The organism is Micromonospora sp. NPDC002411 (assembly GCF_053592955.1).
The window spans coordinates 1-7,219 of sequence record NZ_JBSFBM010000339.1 but is presented as its reverse complement, the minus strand read 5'-3'; the positions used below and the strand labels follow the sequence as shown (position 1 = coordinate 7,219).

General features: G+C 70.4%; 6 protein-coding genes and 1 tRNA gene. 6 read left to right on the top strand and 1 reads right to left on the bottom strand.

Translation table 11 applies throughout. The features are described 5' to 3' along the window. Positions 1-141: 141 nt before the first annotated feature. A tRNA-Leu gene (locus ACWCO3_RS28835) sits at positions 142-227 on the bottom strand. A gap of 207 nt (positions 228-434) precedes the next feature. Here ACWCO3_RS28835 and ACWCO3_RS28830 point away from each other — a divergent pair. The 6 genes from ACWCO3_RS28830 to ACWCO3_RS28805 all read left to right on the top strand — a co-directional run. After that, complete coding sequence (locus ACWCO3_RS28830; protein WP_007454122.1) at positions 435-1,223, top strand: FhaA domain-containing protein; 789 nt, start codon at positions 435-437, stop codon at positions 1,221-1,223. Between the two features lie 6 nt (positions 1,224-1,229). Then, positions 1,230-1,715: an FHA domain-containing protein FhaB/FipA gene (locus tag ACWCO3_RS28825; RefSeq protein ID WP_088986981.1), complete on the top strand. Its 486-nt coding sequence runs from the start codon at positions 1,230-1,232 to the stop codon at positions 1,713-1,715. After that, a complete protein-coding gene (locus ACWCO3_RS28820; protein ID WP_145778271.1) occupies positions 1,712-3,181 on the top strand; it encodes a PP2C family protein-serine/threonine phosphatase in 1,470 nt (489 codons plus the stop codon). Before ACWCO3_RS28825 ends, ACWCO3_RS28820 begins: the two co-directional genes overlap by 4 nt. A gap of 30 nt (positions 3,182-3,211) precedes the next feature. Beyond that, on the top strand, positions 3,212-4,702 hold the full coding sequence (locus ACWCO3_RS28815) for an FtsW/RodA/SpoVE family cell cycle protein (RefSeq protein WP_145778270.1): 1,491 nt from the start codon (positions 3,212-3,214) through the stop codon (positions 4,700-4,702). Beyond that, positions 4,699-6,204 carry a peptidoglycan D,D-transpeptidase FtsI family protein gene (locus ACWCO3_RS28810; RefSeq protein ID WP_145778269.1) on the top strand — a complete coding sequence of 502 codons (1,506 nt, stop codon included), beginning with the start codon at positions 4,699-4,701 and terminating at the stop codon, positions 6,202-6,204. The genes ACWCO3_RS28815 and ACWCO3_RS28810 overlap by 4 nt, the downstream gene beginning before the upstream one ends. Beyond that, positions 6,204-7,219, top strand: a 1,016-nt coding sequence (locus ACWCO3_RS28805) for a serine/threonine-protein kinase (RefSeq protein WP_450013033.1), incomplete at its 3' end; no start/stop codon positions are given. The genes ACWCO3_RS28810 and ACWCO3_RS28805, both read left to right, overlap by 1 nt.

The following is a 7,219-nucleotide window of genomic DNA, read 5'->3' as shown; positions in this document are numbered from 1 at the left end:
TCTCCGGCGCGCGGACGAACCCGAGCCGTGAATAGAGCCGGTGGGCCGAAAGGGCCATCCCGGCCCGGACACAGATCACCACCGCCACGCAACCCTCCCGATATGACGGAAGGGCCCCGCATCAAGCGGAGCCCTCGTCATTGGTGGGGATGGGGGGAGTTGAACCCCCACGCCCTTTCGGGCACACGGACCTGAACCGTGCGCGTCTGCCATTCCGCCACATCCCCGTGGCACGACCCGGAACACTGTAGCCGCCCCGGCCCCGCTGTCTCCAACGGGCCTCGGGAATACTACGCTGTCCCTGGCGCTCGCCACGAGCGGTTACCGTTCGTGGCGGACGAAAGATTAGCACGACAGTCCCGGCCCTTCCGAACGGGCCGGGAGCAGCCGGCCGAGCGGCGTGTGAGCTGCGCGCGCGCCGGCCGGATACCATCATGTCCTCGGGACCCGAGGAGGAGCCGGTGAGCGTGCTGCAACGCTTCGAGAAGCGTCTGGAAGGCCTGGTAGAAGGGGCCTTCGCCAAGGTCTTCAAAGGGGTGGTCCACCCCGTGGAGATCCTCAACGCCATGCAGCGGGAGGCCGAGGCGCACAAGGCGATCCTGGCCGGTGGGCGCACGTTGGTGCCCAACCGCTACGTGATCGATCTCTCGCCGTTCGACCACAGTCGGCTGGCGCCGTACGCCGCCGCGCTGGCCCAGGAACTGGCCCAGTCGCAGGCGGAGTTCATCGGCGAGCAGGCGTGGACGGTCTACGGCGACGTGATCGTCGAGATCGAGCGAGGCGAGGGCCTGGACACGGGCATGTTCCGTGTCACGGCCGAGGTCTACACCGGCGGCGAGGTCGCCCCGGTGTCGGCACCCGGCTACGACGCCGGCCCGCCCGCCTACCCCGCGTACGACCAGGGCGGTGGCTACGGCCCGCCGCCGGGGCACGGTGGCGGTCGCAACGTGCGGCTGGTCTCCGGAGACGGCCGCACCTACCCCCTCCAGATGGGGTCCACGGTGATCGGTCGCGGCGACCAGGCCAACCTGCGCCTGCCCGACGTCGGCATCTCCCGGCGACACGCCCGGCTGGATTTCGACGGGGGCCAGGTCGTGCTGACCGACCTGGGGTCGACCAACGGCACCATGGTCAACGGGCAGCGGGTCTCCGCCGTCGCGCTGAACCCCGGTGACATGGTCCAGCTCGGTACGACGACGCTGACCTTCCGCGTGGACGGCTGACCCGCCTTGCCGGAACTGGTCATCACCGTTGCCCGGTTCGGTTTCCTGATCCTGCTGTGGATCTTCGTGTTCACGGTGGTCGGTGTGATCCGCCGGGATCTCTTCGCCGGCGCCCGGTCCGGTCGCCTGGTGGCCGCGCCACGCGCGGTGGGGGCCTCGACCGGGCAGGCGGCGAAGCCGGCGAAGGTGAAACGGGGCAGGGCGGCACACCAGCTGGTGGTGACCGCCGGTCAACTGGCCGGCACCAGGATCACTCTTGGTGAAGCGCAGATCACCATCGGTCGAGCTGAGGACTCCACCCTGGTCATCACCGACGACTACGCCTCCGCGCGACACGCCCGGCTCGTGCCGCGCGACGGGCAGTGGTACGTCGAGGACCTCGGCTCGACTAACGGCACGTACCTCGATCGCGCTAAGGTCACCGGACCAACCCCCGTCCCCCTCGGCGTGCCGATCCGGATCGGCCGCACTTCCCTCGAATTACGGCCATGACTCTGACCCTGCGCTATGCGGCCCACAGCGACCGCGGTCTGATCCGTGACGGCAATCAAGACTCCGTCTACGCCGGGCCGCGGCTACTTGCCGTTGCCGACGGTATGGGCGGTATGGCCGCCGGTGACGTCGCCAGCAACATTGTCATCGGTGCCATGGCGCCGCTCGACGAGGACGTCCCAGGGGACGCTCTCGTCGACGCGTTGCGTTCGGCCGTGGGCACCGCCAACCAACAACTCCGCGACACAGTGGACGCCAACCCGCAGCTGGAGGGGATGGGCACCACGCTCACGGCGACCCTCTTCACCGGCAGCAAGCTGGGCATGGTCCACATCGGTGACTCGCGGGCCTACCTGCTGCGCAACGGCGAGTTCGCGCAGATCACCAAGGACGACACGTACGTCCAGATGCTCGTCGACGAAGGCCGGATCAGCGCCGAGGAGGCGAGCAGTCACCCACAGCGGTCGCTGCTCACCCGCGCGCTGGACGGCCGGGACATCGACCCGGAGTACTCGGTGCGTCAGGTCCTTCCCGGCGACCGGTACCTGATCTGCAGCGACGGCCTCTCGGGTGTGGTCAGCGCCGAGACCATCGGCGAGACCCTGCGGGAGTACGTCGACCCGCAGCAGTGCGTCGAGCGGCTGGTGCAGCTCGCGCTGCGCGGCGGCGGACCGGACAACATCACGGTGATCATCGCCGACGCGACGGATCAGGACATCGTCGAGGCGACCCCGATCGTCGGTGGCGCCGCCGCCCGCGACCGGGGCATGGCGACCTCCGCCGACGACTCGACGCCGGCCGCCCGGGCCTCGGCGCTCTCCGCGCCGCGCCCACCCGCCCCCGAGGAGCCGGCCGCCTCCGACGACGAATCGGACCGGCCGAAGCGCCGCCCGGTGCGGACCGCCGCCATGGCGTTGGCCCTGCTGGTCATCGTCGGCGGGGCAGGCTTCGGCGGTTGGACGTACACCCAGCGGCAGTACTACGTGGGTGCCACCGAGGAGGGGCAGGTCGCCGTCTTCCGTGGCGTCCAGGGTCAGATCGCCGGGATGGACCTCTCCACCGTGCACCGGCGCAGCGGCACCCGACTGGACGACCTCACGGTCGCCGCTCAGGACACTGTCAAGGTCGGCATCCGGGCCAAGAACGAGCCGGACGCCGAGCGGCAGCTCGCCGAGCTGACCAGTGACACCCCGAGCAACCCCAACCTGAAGCCGCTCTGTCCGCTCGACCCGACCAGCACTGTCGGCGGCACTCCGTCGCCCCCGCAGGCCGGTACGACGCCGACCCCGAACGGCAGCCCGAGTGCCGACGCGTCGGCGACCCCCAACGGGGTCCTCAGCGCAAGCCCGACCGTCGGTGCCACCGACGCCGTCGGTGCGACCGGCACGACCACCACACCCGACGTCACGCCCTCCGACTCGGCCACGCCGGCGCTCGACCCGGCCGGTTGCCGGTCTCCTGAGTGAGCGTCGGCTGAGATACCGAGGACTCCACCCGTGACCGTAGCGGCCACACCGGCACCCTCGCCCGCGACCGCGGGCGAGCAGTCCGGCGTACGCCTGGCGCGGTCGCGCCGCAACGCCGAGCTGTCCCTTCTGCTGCTCGCGATGGTGCTGGTGGCCGCGTACGGGGCGACCGTCGAGGCGAACCTGCTGGACACTGTCACCCCGGACTTCTGGATGCCCGCCGCCGCTCTCGGCGCGGTCTTCCTCGGGCTGCACCTGGTCATCCGGTTCCTCGCCCCGTTCGCCGATCCGGCCCTGCTGCCGGCGGTGGCCCTGCTCAACGGGCTCGGCGTGGGCTTCCTGCGCCGGATCGACCTGGGCGAGGCGCCGGTCGCCGACCGGGAGGAGTTGGCGGTCTTCGCCGGCATCGGTGGGCGGCAGTTGGCGTGGACGCTCGGTGCGGTGATCCTCGCCGCGAGCCTGCTCGCCATCATGCGTGACCACCGGTCGATCTCGCGATACGCGTACACCCTGGGGTTGGCCGGCATCGTGCTGGTGATGCTCCCGGCGGTACTGCCCGCGAGCATCTCCGAGAGGAACGGCGCGAAGCTGTGGATCGATCTCGGCGCCTTCTCCATCCAGCCGGGTGAGTTCGCCAAGCTGGCGCTGCTGGTCTTCTTCGCCTACTACCTGGTCCGCAAGCGCGAGGTGCTGTCGCTGGCCAGTCGACGCTTCCTCGGCATCGACTTCCCGCGCGGACGGGACCTCGGCCCCGTGGTGGGCGTCTGGCTGGTCAGCCTCCTGGTGCTCGTCTTCGAGAAGGACCTGGGCACCTCGCTGCTCTACTTCGGCATGTTCGTGGTGACCCTCTACATCGCCACCGAACGGGTCAGTTGGCTGTTGATCGGTCTGGTCCTCTTCTTCGGCGGCGCGTACCTCGCCTACGTGCTCGGCTCGACTGTTGGCGGGCCGTTCGCCAACTTCTACCTCCGGGCGGAAATCTGGCTGGACCCGTTCGCCGACCCGACCGACAAGGGCTACCAACTCGTCCAGGGGCTGCTTGCCCTGGGCACCGGCGGGCTCTTCGGCGCGGGGCCGGGCGGCGGCCAACCGGACATCCTGCCCGAGGTGCAGAACGACTTCATCTTCGCCGGCATCGGTGAGGAGCTCGGCCTCTTCGGCCTCTCCGCGCTGCTGGTCGTCTACCTGCTGATCGTGGAGCGAGGGCTGCGGGCCGCGCTCGCGGTACGGGACTCGTTCGGCAAGCTCCTCGCGGGTGGTCTCGCGTTCACCCTCGGCCTCCAGGTCTTCGTGATCGTCGGCGGCATCAGCAAGCTCATCCCGCTGACCGGTCAGACCACCCCGTTCCTGTCCGCCGGTGGCTCGTCGCTGATGGCGAACTGGCTGCTCATCGGCGTGCTGCTGCGGGTCTCCGACGGTGCCCGTCGGCCGCTGACAGGGGGCGCCGCCAAGGCTGCCCGGCCGGCTGGTGGCCCGCCGGAGCAGATTCACGGTGCTCCCACGGAGGTGATCAAGCCGTGAACGCACCACTGCGCCGGGTCGGCGTCGTCGTTATGGTCCTGTTCGGCCTGCTCTTCGCCAACCTCAACTGGGTCCAGTTCCAGAAGGCCGACGAATACCGCACCAGCGACTACAACGGCCGTGTCCAGGTGGCCGACTACAAGCGCAAGCGGGGCAACATCGAGGCTGGCGGCACCGCGCTGGCCACCAGCAAGGAGACCACCGGCAACCTCAAGTTCCTGCGCACCTACCCGGGCGGCGCCAAGTACGCGCACGTGCTCGGTTACAAGCCGGTCAACCTGGCCGACCAGGGCATCGAGCGGGCAGAGGACGACTTCCTGGCCGGCACCAGCGACCAGTTGCTCGGCGACCGGTTGAAGGACATGTTCACCGGAGACGACAGCGGTGGCGGCAACGTGCTGCTCACGCTCTCCAAGCGGGCCCAGGACGCGGCGTACGACCAGCTGCGCAACAACCAGGTGGGGGCGAAGAAGGGCGCGGCCATCGCCATCGACCCGCGTACCGGGGCAGTGCAGGCGTTGGTGTCCATGCCCAGCTTCGATCCGAACCCGCTGGCCAGCCACGACAGCAAGGTAGCGGCCGCCGCGTACTCCAAGCTGGAGCAGGATCCTGACCGCCCTCTGAGCAACCGTGCGCTCTCCGAGACGCTGCCGCCGGGCTCCACCTTCAAGGTCGTGGTGGCCGCCGCGGCGCTGGAGAACGGCGTCACCAAGACGACCCAGATCCCGGCCGGTTCCAGCTACACACCACCCACCTCCGGCACCCCGATCCGTAACGCCGCCCCGTCGATCTGCCCCGAGGCGAAGGTCACCCTGATGGAGGCGGTCACCGAGTCGTGCAACACCGGCTTCGCCCAGCTCGGTGTGCAGCTCGGCGCGGACGCCCTGAAGGAGAAGGCCCGCCAGTTCGGTTTCGAGCAGGACGACCTCACCGTCGGCCAGCTCGGCGAGGACGGTCTGCCCACGGCGGCCAGCCGGACCGGGGACATGCAGAACCCGGACGGCACCACCGACCCGGCCGCACTGGCCCAGTCCTCGATCGGGCAGAACAACGTCCGGATGACCCCGCTCGAGGGCGCCATGATTGCCGGCGCGATCGCGAACAGTGGCAAGCAGATGCGGCCGTACCTGGTCCGGCAGCTGCTCGCCCCGGACCGGACCACCAGCTACCACACCGCCAGCGCTCGGGAGCTGCGCCAGCCGGTCAGCTCGCAGGTCTCCACCGACCTGCGGGACATGATGGTCAGCGTGGTCCAGAAGGGCACCGGCCGGAAGGCCGCGATCAGCGGTTACACGGTCGGTGGCAAGACCGGCACCGCCCAGTCCGCCCCGGACCGGCCCGACCACGGCTGGTTCATCGGCTTCGCCATGGACAAGAACGGCAACCCCGTTTCCGCGGTCTGCGTGATGCTCGAACAGGCCGGCCCCGGCGGCAGCGCCGAGGCGGCACGGATCGCCGGTCAGATCATGCGCGCCGCCATCACCGACCCCGGGGGTCGCTGATGCTCAGCCCCGGCGTCCAGCTCGGCAACCGCTACCGTCTCGACGAGCGGATCGCCAGCGGCGGCATGGGCGACGTCTGGCGCGGCACCGACCAGGTGCTCGGCCGTACGGTCGCCGTGAAGAGCCTGCTCCCCGCGCTTCTCGACGACCCGGACTTCGGCGAGCGGTTCCGCGGCGAGGCCCGCACCATGGCCACCATCAACCACCCCGGTGTGGTGGACGTCTACGACTTCGGCAACGACCAGCAGATCGCGTTCCTGGTCATGGAGTACGTCGAAGGCGACGCCCTGTCGTCCACGCTGAGCCGGGTCGGGCGGCTCACACCGGCCCGGACGATGGCGCTCGTCGCCCAGGCAGCGGACGCGCTGCACGCCGCGCACGAGAAGGGCATCGTGCACCGCGACGTGAAGCCGGGCAACCTGCTCGTCCGGCCGAACGGCACGCTGGTGCTCACCGACTTCGGCATCGCCCGCTCCGACATGGTCGGCCAGCTCACCGCCGCCGGTTCGGTGCTCGGCACCGCCTCGTACATCTCGCCCGAGCAGGCGACCGGCGGCGTCGCCACCCCGGCGTCCGACGTGTACGCGCTCGGCGTGGTGGCCTACCAGTGCCTCGCCGGTCGGCGGCCGTTCGAGGGCGACAATCCGCTCGACATCGCGATGAAGCACGTACGGGAGAAGCCCCGGCCGTTGCCGGCGGACATCCCGCCGCAGGTGCGCGCCGTGGTGGAACGGGCCCTGGCGAAGGACCCAGCCGCCCGCTGGCCCAGCGCGGCCGCTCTCGCCGGCGTCGCTCGTCAGCTCAAGGCCACGCTCTCCCAGCAGGCCAGGGCAGGTGCCAACTCCGCGCCGATCTCCGCCGCACCAGCCTCACCCGCCGCACCCGGCCGGGCCCAGGTGCCGCAGGCGCACCACATGCGTCCGCCGGGTGCCCGCCCGCCGGTCGCCGGGCCGAGCGTACTTCTCCGGGGCACCGGTCGGCACCATCTTCGGCACCGGCGCGAAGAGCCTCAAGC

Coding starts and splice junctions, on each gene's coding strand:
- ACWCO3_RS28830 (WP_007454122.1), top strand. CDS start 435: ATGTCCTCGGGACCCGAGGAGGAGCCGGTGAGCGTGCTGCAACGCTTC.
- ACWCO3_RS28820 (WP_145778271.1), top strand. CDS start 1,712: ATGACTCTGACCCTGCGCTATGCGGCCCACAGCGACCGCGGTCTGATC.